We start from the raw sequence: 21,885 nt of genomic DNA on the forward strand, positions 1-21,885 counted from the left end.
GCCGACGCTGATCTATCGCCGGTTGTCGAGCTTCGGCCCGTCGAGCCTCGGCGAGACGGCGGCGCTGGCCGTGCTGGTCGGCGTCGTGGCGGCGCTCGGCATCGTCGCGGGCGCGCTGGTCGCCCGCCGCCAGCGCGGCAAGGTCGAGATCGAGCGACCGCTGGAACCGTTCTGGCAGCTCGGTGCCGCTCGGCCCTTCGTCGCCGCCGGTCTCTGGCTGCTGCTGGCGCTAAAACTGGGGCTGCCGCTGCTCGCCTTGCTGAGCGAGGCCCTGACGCCGGCGCTCGGCGTCGCGCTGTCCTGGCAGACGCTGACCTTCGACAAATTCAGCGAGGTGCTGTTCAGGCAGACCGTGACGATGCGCGCCTTCCGCAATTCGCTGCTCTTCGCCGGCGCGGCCGCCGTGATCCTGGCCTTCCTCGCGATCGCTTTCGCCTATGCGCTGGAACGGCGAATGGGCAAGCTGAGGCGCCCGATCGAACTCATGATCGAATTGCCCTATGCGCTGCCGGGCGTCGTACTCGCCATCGCCTGCATCCTGATCTTCCTGAAGCCATTGCCGCTGATTGGCGTGAGCATCTACGGCACGCCCTTCATCATCCTCTTCGCCTATCTCGCGCGCTTCCTGCCGCTGGCGCTTAAGGCGCCGGTCGCGGCCATGGCCCAGATCGAGGCGCATCACGAGGAGGCGGCGAAGCTCGACGGCGCCAGTCTCTGGCAGATGCTGCGCTTCATCGTGGCGCCGATCCTGGCCCCCGCAGCGGCCGTCTCGGCGCTCATGGTCTTCCTCGTCGCCTTCAACGAACTGACCGTCTCGGCGTTGCTTTGGTCCTCCGGCACGGAGACGCTCGGCGTCGTGCTGTTCAGTCTCAAGGAGGCGGGTCTCGCCGGCGAAGCGGCGGCCATCGCCGTCAGCGCCTCCGCCATCATCCTGATCGCGATGCTGACCCTCGACCTGCTCGGGCGGCGCCTGCCCCAGAACATCCTGCCCTGGCGCCTCTAGAACACCGCGGCAGGGCAACGCAGTCGCAGCCTGGCCGTGACGGAAAATTAAACTTGAGGACGCCCTAGATGAAGCATGGGTGCTCTTCCGATGCTTCAGTCCAGACAAGATCCGACCATCGACGACCGCAAGATTCTCGTCATCGAGGACTCCCGGACCTTCTCGCTCGCGCTACGTCAGTTTCTCGAAGCGGAGACCGGGTTGCCCGTCACGACCTGCGGCTCGCTCAAGGAGCTCAGCGAGATCATCGTCGCAGCCCCCGCTGCCTACGCGATCGCAGTCGTCGATCTCAACCTGCCCGATGCCCCCCGCGGCGAGGCGCTCGACTGGACGGTCACCCACGGCATTCCCTCGGTCGTCTTCACCGCCACCTTCGATCTCACCACGCGCGGGCGGATCATGGAGCGGGAGGTGATCGACTACGTCCTGAAAGACAACGAACTTGCCCTTCCCAATCTCGTCAACACGGTCAAAAGGGCGCTGAACAACCGAAACACCCGCATCCTCGTCGTCGACGACACACGCACGACCCGCAAGGTGCTGGCCCGGATGCTCGCGATCCAGCAATATGCGGTGGTCGAGGCCGGCTCCGGACAGGAGGCACTGACGATCCTGGAAGCCAATCCGGACATCCAGCTCGTGGTCAGCGACTACTACATGCCCGATATGGACGGCTTCGAATTGGCGCGCCGCATCCGGCGCCTCCATCCGCATGTGCGGCTTCTCGGCATCTCGTCCTCGACCGACCGCAAGACCTCCGCCGGCTTCCTGAAGGCAGGCGCCCATGATTTCGTCTCGCGCCCCTTCGTGCTCGAGGAATTGCAGTGCCGCATCGCCTCCAATGTCGAGACGCTGGCGCAACTCAAGCAGTTGCAGGACCTGGCCGCGCGCGACTTCCTGACCGGCCTGTTCAATCGCCGTCACTTCTTCGAGCGCGGCCGGACGCTGGTGGACGAGGCGCGCGAGATGGGCCTGCCTGTCTCGATCGCCATTCTCGACATCGACCATTTCAAGCGCCTGAACGACCGCTACGGCCATGATGGCGGCGACAGGGCGCTGGCAGCCGTCGCGCGGGGCCTGAGCGCCTTCGCCGAGCGCGGCTTCAACCTGCTTGCCCGCATCGGCGGCGAGGAATTCGCCATTCTCTTCCCGGGTGCGGAGCTGGCCGAGGCCACCCGGCTCTGCGATGATATCCGGGAGGCCATCGCTCGCGAGCCCCTCGTCGTCGACAACGAAACACTCGCCCTCACGGTTTCGCTCGGCGTGGCCCAGATCGGTGCCGGGGACGAGCTCGACGCCTGTCTCTGCGTGGCGGACCGTGCGCTCTATCTCGCCAAGCAGAACGGCCGGAACCGGGTCTGCGCCGACGCTTGCGAGCCCGGCCGGCCACCTCTCGATAAGGCGAGCCACTGAAGGATCGTTCGCTTCAGGCGGCGCGACGACGCGCCGGCAGCCCTCGCGCCCGGTGTCGCGAAGGAGCTTGCGGGCTCGGGCCGACCTGATCGCGCCCGATCGTTTCCGCGACGCCTACCGCTGCGGCCGGCCTCTCGTGCCGTCGGACGACCACTGAAAAATCCGTGCGGCTCCCCGCGCCCGCTATTCGGCGGCTGCGCGGTGTTCCACGCGTTGCTCGCCCATCAACAACGTCCGCGACGTTTTCGCCTCGCGCACGATGAAGTCGACGATGGCGCGTACGCGCGCGACATCCTTCAAATCGGCGTGGACGAGCAGCCAGAAGGAGCGCGTGATCTGCACGGTCGCCGGCAGCACCGGCACGAGTCGCGGTTCGCCCTCCGCCATGAAATGATGGATCACGCCGATACCGGCGCCGGCCACCACAGCATTCATCTGCGCGATGACACTGGAGCTCTGGACATGGGCGCGCAGGCCCTTGGCGACCTCGTCGAGATAGTCCAGCTCGGGCGAGAAGATCAGGTCGTCGATATAGCCGATGATGCGGTGCTCGAAGAGATCCTCCGGTGCGGTCACCGGCGGCATCGACGCCAGGTATTCCGGCGAGGCGTAGAGGCCGAGACGATAGTCGGAGAGCTTGCGAGCGACGACCTTGCCCTCCTTGGGCGGGGCCAGCGTGATCGCGACGTCGGCCTCGCGCTTCGACAGCGACAAGAGCCGCGGCATCGCGATCAGCTGGATCTCCAGCCCGGGATAGGATTTCGCGAAGGTTGCGAGTCGCGGCGCCAGGAAGGCGGTGCCGAAGCCATCGGGCGCACCGATCCTGACCGTGCCGGACAAGGCCATGTCGGCGCCGCCGATATCGCTCTGGATCGCGAGGGCCTCGGTCTCCATGCTCTCGGCCTTGGCGAGCAGGCGCTCGCCGTGAGCGGTCAGAGTGTAGCCTTGCGGCCGGCGCTCGAAGAGTTTTGCCTTGAGCGCTTCCTCCAGCGAGGTGATGCGGCGCGAGACCGTGGCATGATCCGCTCCAAGCCGGCGGGCCGCTGCCGTCAGGCGCCCCGAGCGCGCCACAGCGAGAAAGAAGCGTAGATCGTCCCAGTCGAATCGCTCCAAGGCGCCCTCCCTGTATTTGTTTTTTCGCACGACCGACGTTCCACTCTCGCTATAGCCGTGCGCAAACGAGAATGGTAGTGAGTCAGCAAGATCACGACACCAGCAATTCGTAGGGAGGGCGCCATGCGTCAGGTTGGACATTTCATCGGCGGCAAGCAGGTCGCCGGCACTTCGGGGCGCAGCTCCGACATCTTCCAGCCGATGGACGGCAGCGTGATCGGGAAGGTCGCGCTCGCTTCCGCGGCGGAACTCGACGCCGCCGTGCAGAACGCCGCCGAAGCGCAGCCGAAATGGGCCGCGGTCAACCCGCAGCGCCGCGCCCGCGTGCTGATGAAGTTCCTCGACCTCATCGCCCAGAACAATGACGAACTCGCCGAGCTGCTCGCCCGCGAGCACGGCAAGACCATTCCCGACGCCAAGGGCGACATCCAGCGCGGTGTCGAGGTCGTCGAGTATTCGCTCGGCGTGCCCAGCCTGATGAAGGGCGAATTCACCGACGGTGCCGGCCCCGGCATCGACATCTACTCGCTGCGCCAGCCGCTTGGCGTCGTCGCCGGCATCACCCCGTTCAACTTCCCGGCGATGATCCCGCTCTGGAAGCTCGGCCCCGCCATCGCCTGCGGCAACGCCTTCATCCTGAAGCCGTCCGAGCGCGACCCGGGCGTGCCGATGCGCCTTGCCGAGCTTTTCGTCGAGGCGGGTGGCCCTCCCGGCATCCTCAACGTCGTCAACGGCGACAAGGAGGCTGTCGACGCCATCCTCGACCATCCCGAAATCAAGGCCGTCGGCTTCGTCGGCTCGACCCCGATCGCCGAATACATCTACGCTCGCGGCTGCGCGAACGGTAAGCGGGTGCAGTGCTTCGGCGGCGCCAAGAACCACATGGTCATCATGCCCGACGCCGATATGGACCAGGCGGTCGACGCACTGATCGGCGCCGGCTACGGCTCGGCCGGCGAGCGCTGCATGGCGATCTCGGTCGCCGTTCCCGTGGGCAAGGCCACCGCCGACGAGCTGGTGAAGCGGCTGATCCCGCGCGTCGAGAGCCTCAAGGTCGGCCCCTCGACCGATCTCACCGCCGATTACGGCCCGGTCGTCACCAAGGCGGCGATGGAGAAGATCAAGTCCTATGTCGACATCGGCGTGCAGGAAGGCGCGACGCTTGCCGTCGACGGACGCGGCTTCAAGATGCAGGGCTATGAGAACGGCTTCTATGTCGGTGGCTGCCTGTTCGACAACGTCACCAAGGACATGCGGATCTACAAGGAAGAGATCTTCGGGCCGGTACTCTCGGTCGTCCGCGCCGACAGCTATGACGAGGCGCTGAAGCTCACCAACGACCACGAATACGGCAACGGCACCGCGATCTATACCCGCGACGGCGATGCCGCGCGCGACTTCGCCTCGAAGGTGCAGGTCGGCATGGTCGGCATCAACGTGCCGATCCCGGTTCCGCTCGCCTACTACACCTTCGGCGGCTGGAAGCGCTCCGCCTTCGGCGACCTCAACCAGCACGGCCCGGATTCGATCCGCTTCTACACCAAGACCAAGACGGTGACGGCGCGGTGGCCGAGCGGCATCAAGGACGGCGCCAGCTTCGTCATCCCGACGATGAACTGACGCACGGCCGGCGGAGGGGGCGATGGAGCGAATGCTGCGGATCACCGCAACCTCGCTCCCCGCCTACCTTTGCGCGGACAGGCCCGCCATCAATGCTGCCGGCGCATCGCGATCCGCCGACGGCCCTTCCTCGCTCCGATCCGACGCGAACAGGCCCGGCCTTTCGTCGCGATTGCGCGCGATGATGCGTCGGGACTATCTCACTGATCAGGAGGGCCAGCCTTGAACGCCTTTGCTCTCACCGAAGACCAGGTCGCCATCCGCGACATGGCCCAGGAGTTCGCCGCCGAGACGCTGGCGCCCCATGCCGCGCGCTGGGACGAGGAGAAGCATTTCCCGGTCGAGGAGATGCGCGCGGCCGCCGCTCTCGGCATGGGCGGCATCTACATCCAGGAAGATGTCGGCGGCTCCGGCCTCTCGCGGCTCGACGCGGCACTGATCTTCGAGGCGCTCTCGACCGGCTGCCCGACGGTCGCGGCCTATATCTCGATCCACAACATGTGCGCCTGGATGATCGACCGCTACGGTGAGGGCGAGCAGCGCCAGCGCTTCCTGCCGAAGCTCTGCACCATGGAGCATCTCGCCAGCTACTGCCTGACCGAACCCGGCGCCGGCTCCGACGCCGCCGCTCTGAAGACCAAGGCAGTGCTGGACGGCGACCATTACGTCCTTGACGGCCAGAAGCAGTTCATCTCCGGCGCCGGGGTCTCCGACGTTTATGTCGTGATGGCGCGGACCGGCGAATCCGGCCCTTCGGGCATCTCGACCATCGTGGTCGAGAAGGACACGCCCGGCCTCTCCTTCGGCGCGAACGAGAAGAAGATGGGCTGGAACGCCCAGCCGACGCGCGCCGTGATCTTCGAGAACTGCCGCGTGCCGGTGGCCAACCGGCTTGGCCCGGAGGGTATCGGCTTCAAGATCGCCATGGCCGGGCTCGACGGCGGGCGGCTCAATATCGGCGCCTGCTCGATCGGCGGCGCTCAGGGAGCACTCGACAAGGCGCTGACCTATGCCAGGGAGCGCAAGGCTTTCGGCAGCCCCATCGCCGATTTCCAGGCGCTGCAGTTCAAGCTCGCCGACATGGCGACGGAGCTGGAGGCGGCCCGCAGCTTCCTCTGGCGCGCCGCGGCTGCGCTCGACGCCAAGACGCCGGACGCTACCAAGCTCTGCGCCATGGCCAAGCGCGTCGCCACCGATACCGGCTTCGAAGTAGCGAACGATGCCCTGCAGATCCATGGCGGCTACGGCTATCTCGCCGATTACGGCATCGAGAAGATCGTCCGCGACCTGCGCGTCCACCAGATCCTCGAAGGCACCAACGAGGTGATGCGGATGATCGTGGCGCGCGGGCTGGTCGGCCGGGCGAAGGGCAATTGAGAGAAAACGTCATTCTCGGGAGAGAAGCGCAAACCCGAGGATCTCGTGACCAGAACTGGTTTCCGAGATGGTCGGCTCAAGGCCGACCATGACGACGAGCGAAGGGAGAGAACGACCATGACCAACATCGCCTTCATCGGCCTCGGCAATATGGGCGGCCCTATGGCCGGGAACCTCGTCAAGGCCGGGCACAGCGTCAAAGCCTTCGATCTGGTCGAGGCCTCGCGCAATGCCGCCGCCGGGCTCGGCGTCGGGATCTCAGGCTCGGCGAAGGAGGCCGTGGCCGATGCGGAGATCGTGGTGACCATGCTGCCGGCCGGCAAGCATGTGCTCTCGGTCTGGGCCGATATCCTGCCGGTGGTGAAGCCCGGCACGCTGCTGATCGATTCCTCGACCATCGATGTCGAAAGCGCGCGCAAGGCGCATGCGCTGGCGGCCGAGCACGGCTGCCTCTCGCTGGACGCTCCCGTCTCTGGCGGTACCGGCGGCGCCAAGGGCGCAACGCTGACCTTCATGGTCGGCGGCGCGAACGAGGCCTTCGACAAGGGCGAGCCGATTCTCGCCAAGATGGGCCGCAAGATCGTGCATTGTGGCGGCGCCGGAAACGGACAGGCCGCCAAGATCTGCAACAACATGATCTTGGGCATCTCGATGATCGGCGTCTCCGAGGCCTTCGTGCTGGCGGAGAAGCTCGGCCTGTCGCATCAGGCGCTGTTCGACGTGGCCTCGACCTCGTCGGGCCAGTGCTGGTCGCTGACGACCTATTGCCCGGTGCCGGGCCCAGTGCCGACCTCGCCCGCCAACAACGACTACAAGCCCGGCTTCGCCTCGGCGCTGATGCTGAAGGATCTGAAGCTGGCGCAGGAGGCCGCGCAGGCGGCCGGGGCCTCGACCCCGCTCGGCGCGGCGGCCGCCCAGCTCTTCGGCCTGCACAACGCCTGGGGCGAAGGCGGCACGGATTTCTCGGGCATCATCCATCTGCTGCGTGGCCGCGGAGAGGCCTGAGAGGCGCTTGCGCGGCAGGGTGCCGCGGGTCTAGACCCAAGACATGAACGACGCCCCGCTCCGCCGCGAACGCTCCGCCCTCACCGGGTTCGCGATCAATCGGCTCGACCGGCGCGAGGATCTGCGCAGCAAGCATGATGCGGTGACGGCGCTGCGTCACCGCTCCGACACACGGATCGTGGCGGTGGCCGGCGAAACACCCGTCCTGAAGCGGCTCGACGGCGAGGCGCTTTCTGTCTGGTTCACGCATGGCGAGACCGAAATGCTCGGCCCCGCCGCCGAGGAAATCTTCCTCGGCATGGCAGAGGACGGCGCGCCGCGCTTCGCCCGCCTGCTCGACAAGGCTCTGATCGAGCCGCTGAAGGAGCGGGCCGAGCTGCTCCTGACCGATCTTCGCTCGGTCGCGCTGAAGCGCATGGTGCCGGAGGACGAGGTCGGGCCGCTCGGCGAAGCCAAGGCCGTGCTCGACTGGCACGCCCGCCACCGCTTCTGCGCACAATGCGGCGGGCCGGCCGTCGCCGGGGCCGCGGGCTGGCGGCGCGAATGCACCGCCTGCGGCGCGATGCATTTCCCGCGTACCGACCCCGTCGTGATCATGCTGGTCACGCGCGGCGAGAACTGCCTGCTGGCACGGCAGGCCCGCTTCGCACCGGGCATGTATTCCTGCATCGCCGGCTTCGTCGAGCCGGGCGAAACGCTGGAGGATGCCGTGCGCCGCGAGAGCTGGGAGGAGGCCGGCCTGCGTGTCGGCAAGGTCCGCTACCTCGCCTCGCAGCCCTGGCCTTTCCCCTCCTCGATCATGGTCGGCTGCATCGCCGAGGCGCTCGGCGACGAGATTACCCTCGATATGACCGAACTTGAGGCCGGGCGCTGGTTCCCGCGCGAAGAGGTGCTGCAGATGCTCGACGGCGCACATCCCGACGGCCTCGCCTGCCCGCAGCACATCGCCATCGCCAACACGCTGGTGCGGGCCTGGGCGCTCGAAGGCGAGCGGATCTGACACGCTGCGGGCCCTGCGCCATCTCGACTGACGAACAGCCTTTGCGGAGCCTTGGATGACGGACCCGGTCAACGCCTTCGTAGCCGGGCCGCGCGCCCGCATTGCCGGCGATTCCGGCGGCCCGCTGTCCGGACTGACCTTTGCAGTCAAGGATCTGTTCGACGTCGCCGGGCTGCCGACCGGCGGCGGCAATCACGACTGGGCCAAGGCGAACCCCATTCCGACACGCCATGCCTGGGCGGTGCAGGCGCTGCTGGATGCAGGGGCGGATTTCGTCGGCAAGACCATCACCGACGAGGTCTCGCTCGGCATCCTCGGCGAAAACGCGTTCGACGGCACGCCGACGAACAGCGCTGCGCCCGAGCGCGTGCCGGGCGGCTCCTCCTCGGGCTCGGCCGCCGCGGTCGCGGCAGGCCTGTGCGACACCGCGCTCGGAACCGACACGGGCGGCTCGGTGCGGGTGCCGTCGAGCTTCTGCGGGCTCTACGGCATCCGGCCGACGCATGGCCGGCTGGACCTGACCGGGTTGATGCCGCAGGCGCCCGGCTCGGATACGGCGGGCTGGTTCGCGCGCGATGCCGGGACCTTCGCGCGGGTGAGCAGCGTCATGCTGGGCGAAGCGCCCGGACCGCTACCGACGAAGCTACTGCTCGCCGTCGATGCCTTCGGCTTCGCCGATCCTCAGGTGGCCGAGGCGCTGCGTCCGATGCTCCGGAAGCTTGAGCGGATCATCGGGCCGGCGCGCGAGGAGATCATGGCGCCGCAGGGGCTTTCGGTCTGGGCGCGGGCGCAGCGCAGCCTGCAGCCGGTCGAAGCCTGGCAGACCTTCAAGCCCTGGATCGAGCGGCACAATCCGCGCATGGCCTTCAGCGTCGCGGCCGGGCTGCTCGCCGGCTCGCAGGTGTCGATGAGCGAGCAAAACTGGGCGGCGCTGATGCGCGAAGAAGCGCGGGCGCGGCTGCGCTATCTGCTGCCGCCCGGCACGATCCTCTGCCTGCCGACGACGCCATTCCCGGCGCCGCTGCGCGGCCTGTCGATACCGCAGCTGCAGCCGATGCGCGACCGCATCACCTGTCTCTGCGCCCAGGGCGGACTCACCGGCTCGCCGCAGGTGAGCATTCCCGGCGCCACGGTGGATGGCGCGCCGGTCGGTCTCGCGATCATCGGCGGGCGCGGCACCGATGCCAGCCTGATCGCCGTCGCCCAAGCCATGGAAGCAGCCTCGTGACTGACCTGACCCCGAACCTGCCCGAAATCGTCGCCGAGATCGGCGCATTGTTCGAACGCTACGAACAGGCTCTCATCGACAAGGACGTCGACGTGCTCGACGCCTCCTTCTGGAACAGCCCCTACACCATCCGCTACGCGCTCGGCGAGAACGGCTACGGCTTCGAGGCGATCCACGGCCACCGCGTGGCGCGGCCGCCGGGACCGGGCATCAAGGAGAAGCGGATCCGGCTGGAGATCCTGACGCTGGGCCGCGACCTCGCCACGGTCAACCTCGAGTTCAAGGTGCGCGGGCGCGAAATCATCGGCCGCCAGAGCCAGACCTGGGTGCGTTTTCCCGATCTCGGCTGGAAGGTCGTCTCGGCCCATGTCTCGACGATGGAGGGCCCGCGCCCCTGGTAAAGTGGCGCCCGTCTTTACCACTCCTTAACCATCAAGGGCGCCCCCTTGCATGGTCCTGGGGCTTTTGGGGGGCTCGGAAAGGACCGTGACCATGCACGACCTCGATCCTGAGCACGCCGCCGTGGAGCAGCTCGTCGGTCTGCCTGTCGCCGATGTCGAACGCGACCTGATTCTCGCCACGTTGCGGGAAACCGGCGGCAATCGCACGCATGCCGCCAATCTGCTCGGCATCGCGATCCGCACACTGCGCAACAAGATCAACAGCTATGGGGCGGAGGGCTACGAGGTGCCGGAGCCGCCCCAGGGCTCGGTTTCGTGAGCCCCCGGCGAAAGCGGGGGGCTCACCGACCAGCGTTTCCTACTCCGCCGGCTCCTCGATGGTGGAACGGAACTCGCTGGCGGGATAGACGCCCATGATCTTCATCTCCTTGGAGAAGAAGGTGAGTTCGTCGAGCGCGCGCCTCAGCGCCGGATCGTCGGGATGGCCCTCGACATCGGCATAGAACATCGTCGCCGAGAACAGGCCGTCGACCATGTAGCTTTCCAGCTTGGTCATGTTGATGCCGTTGGTGGCGAAGCCGCCCATCGCCTTGTAGAGCGCGGCCGGGATGTTGCGGACGCGGAACATCAGCGTCGTCACCGTCTTGCCCGCGCCCTGGCGGGCATATTCCGGATATTTAGAAAGCACGACGAAGCGGGTGGTGTTGTGCTTCTCGTCCTCGATATCCTCCATCAGGATGTTGAGGCCGTAGACATCCGCCGCGATGCGGGGGGCGATCGCCGCGCGGGTCAGGTCTGCGGCCTCGGCGACCTGCCGGGCGGAGCCGGCGGTGTCGGCCGCAACCTCGGCCTTGAGGCCGAGCTTGCGAATGATCTTGCGGCACTGACCGAGCGCGTGGATATGGCTCTGTACGGTCTTCACCGTCGCCAGCGTCGCGCCCTCGACGCCCATCAGATGGAAGCGGATCGGCAGGAAATGCTCGCCGATGATGTGCAGGCCGGAACGCGGCAGCAGGTGATGGATATCGGCGACCCGGCCTGCGATCGAATTGTCGATCGGGATCATGCCGTAGCGCGCCTTGCCGTCGCTGACGGCGGCGAGAGCATCCTCGAAGGTAGCGCAAGGCAGAAGCTCGCAGTCCGGAAACACCTGGAGAGCCGCCTGCGAGGAGAAGGCTCCGGGCTCACCCTGGTAGGACACGACGAAGGACATGGGGACTCTCAGGCTCCTCAGCTTCTTGTTTTGACGCAATTCCGAACGCAAAGCCGCGATGCGGTCTTGCTGGAACGGCCTTAGCGGAACTTCAGGATCGCGCGGGCGCGATCGAGATCGGGGGGCGTGTCGACGCCGCGCGGCACATGGTCGATGACCATGACGTCGATGCGCATGCCGTCCTCGAGCGCGCGCAGCTGCTCGAGCTTCTCACGCAGTTCCAGCGGCGATTGCGGCAGGCTGACGAAGCGATCGAGTGCGGCACGGCGATAGGCGTAGAGGCCGACATGGTGATAGAGCGGCCCCTCTCCTGCCGGCGCGGTAGCGCGCGTAAAGTAAAGCGCACGCATGTGGCCCGGCGCGATCTCGCTGCCGATCAGCTTCACCACGCTCGGCGCGACCTTCTCTTCCTCGTCGGTGATCACGCCCGCAAGCGTCGCGATATCCACAGCCGGATCGGCGAGCGGCTTCACCGCCGCGGCGATGGCCGAGGGTTCCAGCGTCGGGAAATCGCCCTGCACATTGACGATGACGTCGTAGCGCCGCTGCGGGTCGAGGATATCCGCGGCTTCCTTGATGCGGTCCGAGCCGGTCTGGTGGCCGGCGCTGGTCATCACCGCCTTGCCCCCGGCCGCCTCGACGGCGGCGGCGATCTCGGGCGCATCCGTCGCCACGGCGACGTCGCCGGCGCCGGATTCGATAGCCCGGCGCCAGACATGCACGATCATCGGCTCGCCGTTGATGTCGGCGAGCGGCTTGCCGGGCAAGCGCATTGCCTGCATGCGGGCGGGGATCAGGATCAGCGGATTCGACATGTTTGCGGGCGGGCTCGACAGGGAGGCTGCTGGTTGCGGCGGACGGCGTCAAAAAGTCTCAAAGCGGAGCGTGCTTATACGAGTTGCAATGAAGCGCGCAAAGCGGTTAAGCAACGGCGGAGGCTGGAGGCTTTCGAGACTCCGGCTATGCGCTACTCGTCTCCCGGGCCTCGGCCGCGGAGGGCACCAAGGTTCGGATACGATGAATATCGAAGCCAACAAGATCGCCGGCGCGGTTCTTTCCACGCTGCTTGTCGTGATGAGCCTCAACATGGCGGCGGGCATCGTCTTCGCGCCGAAGAAGCCGGCCGTTCCGGGCTTCGATCTGCCGAGCGAGGAGCCGGCCGCCGCGGGCGGTGGCGCCCCTGCAGCCGCCGCTGAGGAGCCGATCGCCGTTCGCCTCGTCAAGGCCGACCCGGCCAAGGGCGAGAAGGCTACCGGCGCCTGCAAGGCCTGCCACACCTTCGAGAAGGGCGGCGCCAACAAGGTCGGCCCGCATCTCTTCGGCGTCTTCGGCCGCAACGAGGGCTCCGTCGAGGGCTTCGGGTATTCGGCCGCGATGAAGGGCCGCAACGACAAGAACTGGGACGCCGACGCCCTCGACCACTTCCTGAAGAACCCCAAGGCCTATGTGCCCGGCACCGCCATGGCCTTCGCCGGTATCAGCAAGCCTGAGACCCGTGCGGACGTCGTTGCCTATCTGAATTCGCTGGCGGATTCGCCGCAGCCGCTGCCGAAGCCCTGAGCGGCGGCAACTGCGACCATTCGCTACGACAAGCCGGGCTTTCGCCCGGCTTTTTGTTTGGCCCTCGCCTTGCTCCCGCCTTCGGCTTGCCCGCACAATCCGGCTAATGCCGGCTCTTGCCGACCATTGCCGTAACCCTCGGCTCAGGCGAGATAGGACAACGGCGAATCAGACGGAGACGCGAAACGATGGCGATGCGCATCACACGCCGCAGATTGCTGGAAGCCGCAGGCACTGCCGCGGTCGCGGGCGCCCTGCCCGGCCTTTCCGGAGCGGCGCTGGCGCAGGACGCCGAATCGCACGGGCTTTCGACTTTCGGCGAGCTCGCCCTGCCGCCCGATTTCCCGCATTTCGCCTATGTGAACCCCAAGGCGCCGAAGGGTGGCCTGCTCACCGTCCAGATCAAGCGCGCAGGCGGAAACCAGAGCTTCGACACCTTCAACACGCTCAACACCTTCGTGCTGCAAGGCGATGGCGCGGCTGGCATGGATGCCTGCTTCGACAGCCTGATGGCGGGCTCGGGCGACGAGCCCGGCTCGCTCTACGGGCTGCTGGCCAAGAGCGTCGCAGTATCGCCGGACAAGCTGACCTATCGCTTTCGCCTGCGGCCGGAAGCGCGCTTCCATGACGGCTCACGCGTCACGGCGCGCGATGCCGCCTTCTCGATGAATATCCTGAAGGCCAAGGGCCATCCGTCTTACCGGCTCCTGCTCAACGAGCTCGCCTCATCGGAAGCCGAGGGCGACGACATCCTCGTGGTGACGCTCTCGCCGAAGCGCGGACGCGACCTGCACCTCGTCGTCGCCGGCCTGCCGGTCTTCTCCGAGAAATACTGGTCGACGCGGGATTTCACGGCCTCGACCCTGGAGCCACCGCTGGGCTCGGGCGGCTACAAGGTCGGGCGCTTCGAGCAGGGCCGCTTCATCGAATTCGAACGCGTACCGGACTATTGGGGCAAGGATCTGCCGGTCAATATCGGCACCAACAATTTCGACCGGGTGCGCTGGGAGTATTTCCGCGACCGGCAAGTGGCTTTTGAGGCCTTCAAGGCAGGGGCCATCACCTTCCAGGAGGAATTCACCTCGCGCATCTGGGCCACGGGCTACGACTTCCCGGCAGTCCATGAAGGCAAGGTCAAGAAGGAGGCCCTGCCGAAAACCGAGCCCGTCGGCTCGCAGGGCTGGATCTACAATACGCGGCGCGAGAAATTCGCCGATCCGCGCATCCGCGAGGCGCTCGGCCTCGCCTTCGACTTCGAATGGACGCGCAAGACCATCATGTTCGGCTCCTATGAGCGCATGACGTCCTATTTCGAGAATTCGGATTCCAAGGCGGTCGGCAAGCCCTCGTCGGAGGAGTTGGCGCTGCTCGAGCCCTGGCGGGGCAAGGTGCCGAACGAGGTCTTCGGCGAGCCCTTCCTGCCGCCGGTCTCGGATGGCTCGGGCAGCGATCGCAACCTGCTGCGCAAGGCCGACGAAATGCTGCGCGCCGCCGGCTGCAAGCGCGACGGCAATGTGCTGAAGCTGCCGAACGGCCAGCCCTTCGAGATCGAGTTCCTCGACTCATCCCCGGCGCTGCAGCCGCATACGCAGCCCTTCCAGGCCAATCTCAAGCGCCTCGGCATCAATGCCACCTCGCGCCTCGTCGATCCCGCGCAGTATCAGCGCCGCCTCGACGAGTTCGATTTCGACATCATCAGCCGGGCGCTTTCAGGCGGCGCGATCCCCAGCGACACGCTCAGCATCGTCTATGGCTCGGAAGCGGCGAAGACCAGAGGCTCGCGCAATGCCGCCGGCATCAGCGACCCCGCCATCGACGCGATGATCGAGAAGGTCGGCCAAGCCAAGAGCTATGCCGAGGTCGTCGTCGCCGCCAAATGCCTCGACCGGCTGCTGCGGGCCGGGCGCTACTGGATTCCGATGTGGTGGAACGACGAGGAATGGCTGGCCTATTGGGACATGTACGACCGGCCGGCGACCAAGCCGAAATTCTCCTCCGGCGCGCCGGCGATCTGGTGGTACGACCCCGAGAAGGCCAAGCGGATCGGAAAGGCGTGACGCGGGCATGCTGAGCTATATCGTCCGGCGCCTCGCGCTGATGGTGCCAACGCTGTTCGGCATCCTGTTCGTCTCCTTCGTCATCGTGCAATTCGCGCCGGGCGGGCCGGTCGAGCGCGTGATCTCTCAGCTCCAGAACCCCAACAGCGGCGCGGCCGACCGCGTCGGCGGCGGCCAGATGGGCGATGCCGGCGCGCAAAGCGAGGCATCAGCCTATCGCGGAGCGCAGGGGCTCGACCCCGCCTTCATCAAGGAGTTGGAAAAGCAATTCGGCTTCGACAAGCCGGCGCATGAGCGCTTCCTGAAGATGCTCGGCGACTATGCCCGCTTCGATTTCGGCCGCAGCTATTTTCGCGATGCCCCCGTACTGCAGCTGATCAAGGAGAAGCTGCCGGTCTCGATCACGCTCGGCCTGTGGATGACCCTGCTCTCCTATGCGATCTCGATCCCGCTCGGCATCCGCAAAGCCGTGAAGGAAGGCTCGCGCTTCGACACCTGGACGAGCGCCGTCGTCATCGTCGGCTACGCCATCCCGAGCTTCCTCTTCGCGATCCTCCTGATCGTGCTCTTCGCCGGCGGCTCCTTCTGGCAGATCTTCCCGCTCAGGGGCCTCACCTCCGACAACTGGGGGGAGCTCAGCCTCTTCGGGAAGGTGACGGACTATCTCTGGCACATCACGCTGCCGGTTCTGGCGATGGCGCTCGGCGCCTTCGCGACCTCGACGCTACTGACCAAGAACTCATTCCTCGACGAGATCAGGAAGCAATACGTCCTGACCGCGCGGATGAAGGGCCTCAGCGAACGCGGCGTGCTCTACGGCCATGTCTTCCGCAATGCGATGCTGATCGTGATCGCCGGCTTCCCCGGTGCCTTCGTGCATGCGCTTTTCGCCGGTGCGCTCCTGATCGAGACGATCTTCTCGCTCGACGGGCTCGGGCTGCTGTCCTTCGAGGCGATCGTCAACCGCGACTATCCCGTCGTCTTCGCCAATCTATACATCTTCTCGCTGATCGGCCTCGTCGTGCATCTGATCACCGACCTGACCTATAGCTGGGTCGATCCCCGCATCGATTTCGAGAGCCGGGAGGCGTGAGCATGAGCGACACGCTGATCGACGCCCCGCCCCCGGCCCTGCGCAGCGACATCCCGCTCGCGCCGGCCGAGGCGACGCAGGGCTGGCTCAAGCTCTCGCCGATCAACCGGCGCCGGCTCAACAACTTCAAGGCGAACAGGCGGGGCTGGTGGTCGCTCTGGCTCTTCCTCGCCCTGTTCCTGCTCTCGCTCGTCGCCGAGTTCATCGCCAACGACCGGCCGCTCGTCGTGCACTACAAGGACGAATGGCTGTTCCCCATCGCGGTGAACTATCCCGAAGAGAAGTTCGGCGGCTTCCTCGCCACCACCGACTATCGCGACCCGGTCATCGCCAAGGAGATCGCGGCCAACGGCTTCGCGATCTGGCCGCCGATCCGCTACTCCTACCGCACGCATAATCTCGACCTGCCGGTGCCCGCCCCGGCCCCGCCGACCTGGATGCTCAAGGACGAGCAATGCAAGCCGATCGCGGAGCGCAATGGCGGTTCAACTTGCCGCGACCTCGAATGGAACTGGCTCGGCACCGACGACCAGGGCCGGGACGTGGTCGCGCGGCTGATCTACGGCTTCCGCATCTCCGTGCTGTTCGGCCTCATTCTCTGTGCCTTCTCGTCGGTGATCGGCATCGCGGCAGGCGCGATACAGGGCTATTTCGGCGGCTGGACCGACCTGATCTTCCAGCGCCTGATCGAGATCTGGACCTCGATACCCGCGCTCTATTTGCTGATCATCGTGGCCGCGATCATCACGCCCGGCTTCTTCGTGCTGCTCGGCATCCTCCTGCTGTTCTCCTGGGTCGCCCTGGTCGGCGTCGTGCGCGCCGAGTTCCTGCGGGCGCGCAATTTCGAATATGTACGGGCGGCGCGCGCACTCGGACTCTCCAACCGCACCATCATGTGGCGCCACCTGCTGCCCAACGCCATGGTCGCTACGCTGACCTTCCTGCCCTTCATCCTCAACGGCTCGATCACCACCCTGACCTCGCTCGACTTCCTCGGCTTCGGCCTGCCGCCGGGCTCGCCTTCGCTGGGCGAGCTGCTGGCACAAGGCAAGGCGAACCTTCAGGCGCCCTGGCTCGGCCTCTCCGGCTTCATGGTGATCGCACTGATGCTGTCGCTGCTGATCTTCATCGGCGAAGCCGTGCGCGACGCCTTCGACCCGCGGAAGACCTTCGCATGAGCGCGCCGCTTCTCTCCGTCGAGGACCTCTCCGTCGCCTTCCGCCAGGGCGGGCGGGAGACGCTCGCGGTCGATCATGTCTCATTCTCCATCGCCAAGGGCGAGACGCTGGCGCTGGTCGGGGAATCCGGCTCCGGCAAGTCCGTCTCGGCCCTGTCGATCCTGAAGCTCCTGAACTATCCGGCAGCGCATCACCCCTCGGGCAAGGTGCTGTTCAACGGACAGGACCTGATCGCCGCCGACGAAGACGCGATGCGCAAGGTCCGCGGCAACGACATCACGATGGTGTTCCAGGAGCCGATGACCTCGCTCAACCCGCTGCACAGCATTGAGCGCCAGATCGGCGAGATCCTCGAACTGCACAAGGGCTTGCGCGGAGAGAAGGCCCGCGCCCGCACGTTGGAACTGCTGGAACTCGTCGGCATCCGCGACGCGAGGAGCCGGCTGGACGCCTATCCGCATCAGCTCTCCGGCGGCCAGCGCCAGCGCGTGATGATCGCGATGGCGCTCGCCAACGAGCCGGAGTTGCTGATCGCCGACGAGCCGACCACGGCCCTCGACGTCACCGTGCAGGCCCAGATCCTGAAGCTGCTCAAGGAGCTTCAGGCGCGGCTGGGCATGGCGATGCTGTTCATCACCCATGATCTCGGCATCGTCCGCCGCATCGCCGACCGGGTCTGCGTGATGCTGAAGGGCAAGATCGTCGAGCAGGGACCGGTCAGCGAGATCTTCGCCAATCCGCAGCACGACTATACCAAGCGCCTGCTCGCCGCCGAGCCGAAGGGACGCCCCTCCCCTGTCCCGACGGACGCCGCGACGCTGCTCGAAGCCGGGCCGGTCAAGGTCTGGTTCCCGATCAAGTCCGGCATGCTGCGCCGCGTGACCGGCCATGTGAAGGCGGTCGACGGCATCTCGGTGAAGGTCCGCGAGGGTGAGACGCTGGGTATCGTCGGGGAATCCGGCTCGGGCAAGACCACGCTCGGCCTCGCCATCCTCCGGCTGATCGCCTCTGAGGGGCCGATCGTCTTCCTCGGCGACCGCATCGACGGGCTCTCCAGCAAGCAGGTGCGGCCGAAGCGCAAGAACCTCCAGGTCGTCTTCCAGGACCCCTACGGCTCGCTCTCGCCGCGCATGTCGGTGGCGGAGATCGTGGCGGAAGGGCTCGCCATCCAGCAGCCCGACCTCACCTATCAGCGCCGCCGCGAAATCGTGGCGCAGGCGCTCGCCGATGTGGGCTTGGATCCGGCGGCGATGGACCGCTATCCGCACGAGTTCTCCGGCGGCCAGCGCCAGCGCATTGCCATTGCACGGGCGATGGCGCTCGATCCGAAATTCGTGGTGCTCGACGAGCCGACCTCGGCGCTCGACATGTCCGTGCAGGCGCAGATCGTCGAATTGCTGCGCGGCCTGCAAACCAAGCGCAAACTGGGCTATCTCTTCATCAGCCACGACCTCAAGGTCGTGCGGGCGCTGTCGCATCGGGTGGTGGTGATGCAGAACGGCAAGGTGGTCGAGGAAGGCCCGGCAGAGGCGATCTTCGCCCAGCCGCGCGAGGCCTATACGCAGGCACTGCTGGCGGCCGCGCTCAACCTCGATACCGCCAATGGCGGCTCGGTGAGGGACTGACCATGGCTCGTGCCCTCCTGATCGTGCTGGATTCGGTCGGCTGCGGCGGTGCGGCCGATGCGGCGGCCTATGGCGATGCCGGCTCCGATACGCTCGGCCATATCGCCGAAGCCTGCGCCGACGGGCGGGGCGACCGCGAAGGACTGCGCAGCGGCCCATTGCAACTGCCGAACCTCGCGAGGCTCGGCCTCGCTCATGCCTGCGAAGCTTCGACCGGCCGCCCGCTCGCCGGCGTCGCCAAGCCGGCGCGACCGGAGGGCCGCTGGGGCTATGGCGTCGAGGTCAGCCAGGGCAAGGACACGCCGTCCGGCCATTGGGAGATCGCCGGCTGCCCGGTCCCGTTCGAGTGGGGCTATTTCACCGCGCTGGAGAACGCGTTCCCGCCGGAGCTAATCGCCGGCATCGTCAAGGAAGGCGCACTGCCCGGCATCCTCGGCAACAAGCACGCCTCTGGCACGGTGATCATCGAGGAGCTTGGAGCCGAGCATATCCGGACGGGCAAGCCGATCTGCTACACTTCGGTCGATTCCGTTCTCCAGATCGCGGCGCATGAGGAGCATTTCGGGCTCGACCGGCTCTTTGCGCTCTGCAAGGTCGTGCGCGGCCTCGTCGATCCCCTTCGGATCGGCCGCGTGATCGCGCGGCCCTTCATCGGCTCGCCGGAAGAAGGCTTCACCCGCACGGGCAACCGCAAGGACTTCGCCATCCCGCCGCCGGATGAGACGCTTCTCGATCGACTGACGGCGCAGGGTCGCACGGTCGTCACCGTCGGCAAGATCGGCGACATCTTCGCCCATCGCGCCACCGGCACCGAGATCAAGCCCTTCGGCAATGCGGCCATGGTCGAGGCGGCGCTCGAAGCCTGGGACGGGCTGCACGATGGCGGCTTCTGTTTCGTGAACCTCGTCGATTTCGACACCGAATACGGCCATCGGCGCGACATTCCGGGCTATGCGGCGGCGCTGGAAGCCTTCGACCGGCTTCTGCCCCATATCGAAGCCGCGCTGAGGCCGGGCGACATCGCCGTCATCACAGCCGACCACGGCAACGATCCGAGCTGGCGCGGCACCGACCATACCCGCGAGCACGTGCCGATCCTCGCCTTCGGGCCAGGTATCGCGCCGGAGCCGCTCGGCCGGCGCGAAAGCTTCGCCGATATCGCGGCGAGCCTTGGCGTCTTCCTCGGCATCGGACCGGTCGGGCCCGGCCGCCACTGGTAGTCAGGCAGCAGCGACCCGGTTGCAGAAGCTCGCGACCTCGCGGCGGATATCCTGCGCCTGCTGAGCCAGCACATTCGCGGCACCCTGAAGCTGCTGAGCGGCGCCATGGGTCTGTTGCGTCATCACCTCGAAGCCGCCGGCGACGTCGGCGCTTTGCTGTGCTCCCTGGAAGGACAGCCGCACCTGATGCGCGATTTCGGCGGTTGCCCGGCTTTGCTCGCCGACGGAAAGCGCGATCGCATCGGCGACGCTCTCGACCTCGCCGATCGACTCGACGATCTCGCGGATGGCCTTGAGCGAACGCTGTGAAGCCTGCTGCATCGCGCCGATCTGGTGCGAGATCTCGTCGGTCGCCTTCGCGGTCTGGGAAGAGAGCGTCTTCACCTCGCTGGCAACGACTGCGAAACCGCGCCCCATCTCTCCGGCACGCGCCGCCTCGATCGTAGCATTGAGCGCGAGCATGCTGGTCTGTGCCGCGATGCCGCGAATGATCTCGACCACGGCGCCGACATTCTCGCTGCTATGCGCGAGATTCTCGATTTCCGCACTGGCATGGCGCGCCAGCGAGGCAGCCGATTTCGCGCCATCGGCGGAATGGCCGGCGTTGCGGCCGATCTCGCCGATCGAGGCGACGAGCTCCGTGCTCGCCGCCGAGAGATGCTCGATGCTCTCCATCGTACCCGCCGCCGAGGCGGAAACCAGCGCGGTCTGCCGCCGCACCTGATCGGAGGTGCTGGTCAAGGCGCCGGCCTCGGTCTTCATCGCGACAGCGGAATGATCGAGCACCGCCATGGCCTGCTCCATCTGGACATGAAAACCAGATACGACATCGCGCAGTTTTCCGGCCCGGCGACCCAGCTCTTCCGCCAGATTGCGTTCCTTCTCGCCTGCGACGCGCTCGCGCTCGGCCACAGCCTCGGCCCGCGCGAGATTGGCCTCGTTCATCGTGAACATGCGCTGCAGGATCACCGCCAACATAGCAAGGAAGGACGTTTCGATGACGACGATCACTGCATGCAGCAGAACCCTGAGCAAGCTGCCGCCCTGATAGAACACCGCAGCGGGCAAGACATATTGCAGGACGAGATGATGCAGCGCCGTCAGCAAGGCGCCCAACACGATCGGCCGCCAGTCGCAGAACCCTGCGAGCAAAGCCAGGATCGCGAAATAGTACATATGCATGTCCGGCTGCCAGGAATTGCCGGCAAAGCTGAAGACCAGCATCGAGACCTGCCCGATCAACATCGTCGCGATGACGAGCTGGGTCACGATCGCCGGCCCGTTCAGGCGGTAGCACGCCAGCGCCAGAAGAGCGGCCAAAGCCGCTACCGCGACGGAAACGAGCCCGGTCTCGTCATGGGCCCAGAAAGCCAGCGCGAGAAGCGGCACATGCAGGAATCCGAGCGCGAGCAGGACCTGCGCTACCCTGCGGCGAACGGTGGAAAGCGACCATATCATCGCGAGGGTTCCATCGCGGCGGAGGCATCGAGGCAGCCGGCCAGGCCTGTCAGAACAAGCGAGAACCAGGCGCCCGGCGGGAGCGCGGCCGCGGCATCCGCCGGGGCCGTGGGCGCGACCACGACGATCGAAGGCAGCCGCCCGCTGCGCAGGACGCGGTGACCCGTCGCAAGGCTGAGGGAAATCGCTTCGGCCGCACTGACCCAGGGTGGAAAGACGATCGCCCCGGGCACTTTGCCGTCCTGCGCGCGCGGCAGGCTTGCCATGGCTCCGACGCTGACGATCAGGCAAAGGCAGACAACCGCGAGGCCACCGGAAAAC

General features: G+C 66.6%; 20 protein-coding genes. 15 read left to right on the forward strand and 5 right to left on the reverse strand.

Features of this window, described 5'->3' with window-relative positions:
- Both AC1DDA_RS23245 and AC1DDA_RS23250 read left to right on the forward strand, forming a co-directional pair.
- On the forward strand, positions 1 to 1,003 hold a 1,003-nt coding region (locus AC1DDA_RS23245), incomplete at its 5' end, for an ABC transporter permease (RefSeq protein WP_476797564.1).
- 90 nt (positions 1,004 to 1,093) lie between these two features.
- Positions 1,094 to 2,416, forward strand: coding sequence for a GGDEF domain-containing response regulator (locus AC1DDA_RS23250; RefSeq protein ID WP_476797565.1), 1,323 nt, complete (start codon positions 1,094 to 1,096; stop codon positions 2,414 to 2,416).
- A 183-nt stretch (positions 2,417 to 2,599) separates the two neighbouring features.
- Here AC1DDA_RS23250 and AC1DDA_RS23255 read toward each other — a convergent pair whose 3' ends face one another.
- Positions 2,600 to 3,529: a LysR family transcriptional regulator gene (locus AC1DDA_RS23255; RefSeq protein ID WP_441513702.1), complete on the reverse strand. Its 930-nt coding sequence runs from the start codon at positions 3,527 to 3,529 to the stop codon at positions 2,600 to 2,602.
- Between the two features lie 123 nt (positions 3,530 to 3,652).
- On the opposite strand from AC1DDA_RS23255, the gene AC1DDA_RS23260 reads away from it, so the two are divergent.
- The 7 genes from AC1DDA_RS23260 to AC1DDA_RS23290 all read left to right on the forward strand — a co-directional run bounded on the left by AC1DDA_RS23260 (position 3,653) and on the right by AC1DDA_RS23290 (position 10,479).
- A complete protein-coding gene (locus tag AC1DDA_RS23260; protein ID WP_476797566.1) occupies positions 3,653 to 5,149 on the forward strand; it encodes a CoA-acylating methylmalonate-semialdehyde dehydrogenase in 1,497 nt (498 codons plus the stop codon).
- A 222-nt stretch (positions 5,150 to 5,371) separates the two neighbouring features.
- Positions 5,372 to 6,526 carry an isobutyryl-CoA dehydrogenase gene (locus tag AC1DDA_RS23265; protein WP_476797567.1) on the forward strand — a complete coding sequence of 385 codons (1,155 nt, stop codon included), beginning with the start codon at positions 5,372 to 5,374 and terminating at the stop codon, positions 6,524 to 6,526.
- Between the two features lie 117 nt (positions 6,527 to 6,643).
- Complete coding sequence (gene mmsB / locus AC1DDA_RS23270; protein WP_476797568.1) at positions 6,644 to 7,531, forward strand: 3-hydroxyisobutyrate dehydrogenase; 888 nt, start codon at positions 6,644 to 6,646, stop codon at positions 7,529 to 7,531.
- A gap of 43 nt (positions 7,532 to 7,574) precedes the next feature.
- Positions 7,575 to 8,531 (forward strand): NAD(+) diphosphatase, encoded by a 957-nt coding sequence (gene nudC / locus AC1DDA_RS23275; RefSeq protein WP_476797569.1) that lies wholly within the window; start codon positions 7,575 to 7,577, stop codon positions 8,529 to 8,531.
- A gap of 55 nt (positions 8,532 to 8,586) precedes the next feature.
- Positions 8,587 to 9,759: an amidase gene (locus tag AC1DDA_RS23280; RefSeq protein WP_476797570.1), complete on the forward strand. Its 1,173-nt coding sequence runs from the start codon at positions 8,587 to 8,589 to the stop codon at positions 9,757 to 9,759.
- The gene (gene hpxZ / locus AC1DDA_RS23285) at positions 9,756 to 10,160 is read left to right on the forward strand and encodes an oxalurate catabolism protein HpxZ (protein WP_476797571.1); all 405 of its coding nucleotides are present in this window, start codon (positions 9,756 to 9,758) and stop codon (positions 10,158 to 10,160) included. Before AC1DDA_RS23280 ends, hpxZ begins: the two co-directional genes overlap by 4 nt.
- Positions 10,161 to 10,251: 91 nt before the next feature.
- Positions 10,252 to 10,479 (forward strand): helix-turn-helix domain-containing protein, encoded by a 228-nt coding sequence (locus AC1DDA_RS23290; protein ID WP_441513718.1) that lies wholly within the window; start codon positions 10,252 to 10,254, stop codon positions 10,477 to 10,479.
- Positions 10,480 to 10,518: 39 nt separating this feature from the next.
- On the opposite strand, the gene AC1DDA_RS23295 is transcribed toward AC1DDA_RS23290, so the two are convergent.
- Both AC1DDA_RS23295 and AC1DDA_RS23300 read right to left on the reverse strand, forming a co-directional pair.
- Complete coding sequence (locus AC1DDA_RS23295; RefSeq protein ID WP_476797572.1) at positions 10,519 to 11,373, reverse strand: prephenate dehydratase; 855 nt, start codon at positions 11,371 to 11,373, stop codon at positions 10,519 to 10,521.
- 80 nt (positions 11,374 to 11,453) lie between these two features.
- Entirely contained in the window at positions 11,454 to 12,188 is a 735-nt protein-coding gene (locus tag AC1DDA_RS23300) for a 3-deoxy-manno-octulosonate cytidylyltransferase (protein WP_476797573.1), read from the reverse strand.
- 202 nt (positions 12,189 to 12,390) lie between these two features.
- Here AC1DDA_RS23300 and AC1DDA_RS23305 point away from each other — a divergent pair, with 202 nt between their 5' ends.
- The 6 genes from AC1DDA_RS23305 (at position 12,391) to AC1DDA_RS23330 (ending at position 20,106) form a co-directional block, all read left to right on the forward strand.
- Positions 12,391 to 12,933: a c-type cytochrome gene (locus tag AC1DDA_RS23305; protein ID WP_441513693.1), complete on the forward strand. Its 543-nt coding sequence runs from the start codon at positions 12,391 to 12,393 to the stop codon at positions 12,931 to 12,933.
- 188 nt (positions 12,934 to 13,121) lie between these two features.
- Complete coding sequence (locus AC1DDA_RS23310) at positions 13,122 to 14,990, forward strand: extracellular solute-binding protein (protein ID WP_476797574.1); 1,869 nt, start codon at positions 13,122 to 13,124, stop codon at positions 14,988 to 14,990.
- Positions 14,991 to 14,997: 7 nt separating this feature from the next.
- Entirely contained in the window at positions 14,998 to 16,083 is a 1,086-nt protein-coding gene (locus tag AC1DDA_RS23315; RefSeq protein WP_441513691.1) for a microcin C ABC transporter permease YejB, read from the forward strand.
- Positions 16,084 to 16,085: 2 nt separating this feature from the next.
- The gene (locus AC1DDA_RS23320) at positions 16,086 to 17,261 is read left to right on the forward strand and encodes an ABC transporter permease (protein ID WP_476797575.1); all 1,176 of its coding nucleotides are present in this window, start codon (positions 16,086 to 16,088) and stop codon (positions 17,259 to 17,261) included.
- On the forward strand, positions 17,258 to 18,886 hold the full coding sequence (locus AC1DDA_RS23325; protein WP_476797576.1) for an ABC transporter ATP-binding protein: 1,629 nt from the start codon (positions 17,258 to 17,260) through the stop codon (positions 18,884 to 18,886). Before AC1DDA_RS23320 ends, AC1DDA_RS23325 begins: the two co-directional genes overlap by 4 nt.
- A gap of 2 nt (positions 18,887 to 18,888) precedes the next feature.
- Positions 18,889 to 20,106: a phosphopentomutase gene (locus tag AC1DDA_RS23330; RefSeq protein WP_476797577.1), complete on the forward strand. Its 1,218-nt coding sequence runs from the start codon at positions 18,889 to 18,891 to the stop codon at positions 20,104 to 20,106.
- Here the strand turns inward: AC1DDA_RS23330 and AC1DDA_RS23335 are convergent, their stop codons facing one another.
- Entirely contained in the window at positions 20,107 to 21,564 is a 1,458-nt protein-coding gene (locus AC1DDA_RS23335; protein WP_441513687.1) for a methyl-accepting chemotaxis protein, read from the reverse strand. It abuts the gene before it with no gap.
- Positions 21,561 to 21,830 carry a hypothetical protein gene (locus tag AC1DDA_RS23340; protein WP_476797578.1) on the reverse strand — a complete coding sequence of 90 codons (270 nt, stop codon included), beginning with the start codon at positions 21,828 to 21,830 and terminating at the stop codon, positions 21,561 to 21,563. Before AC1DDA_RS23340 ends, AC1DDA_RS23335 begins: the two co-directional genes overlap by 4 nt.
- Positions 21,831 to 21,885 lie beyond the last annotated feature (55 nt).

The sequence above is a fragment of the Allobosea sp. 10N428 genome (assembly GCF_056394545.1).